General features: G+C 69.2%; 1 protein-coding gene. It reads right to left on the reverse strand.

From position 1 onward, the window contains the following. On the reverse strand, positions 1-279 hold a 279-nt coding region (gene rplM / locus KVS67_RS11900; protein ID WP_217565438.1), incomplete at both ends, for a 50S ribosomal protein L13.

The following is a 279-nucleotide window of genomic DNA, read 5'->3' on the forward strand; positions in this document are numbered from 1 at the left end:
ACTGGGCGACCTGGCCGATCTCGAAGGTCTGGGGCTGCTGGGCGGTGTGCGGGGGCTCGGCGCCCCTGTACACCTTCAGCTTGGAGAGCTGCTGGGCGGCCAGCGAGTTCTTCGGGAGCATGCCCTTGTCGGCCTTCTCCACGGCGCGGACCGGGTTGGTCTCGAGCAGCTCGGCGTAGGACTGCGACTTCAGGCCGCCCGGGTTGCCCGAGTGGCGGTAGGCGCGCTTCTTCTCGAGCTTGGCGCCGGTGAGGGCGACCTTCTCGGCGTTCACGATGG

Source organism: Micrococcus sp. GbtcB5 (assembly GCF_019091605.1).
GTDB lineage: Bacteria > Actinomycetota > Actinomycetes > Actinomycetales > Micrococcaceae > Micrococcus > Micrococcus luteus.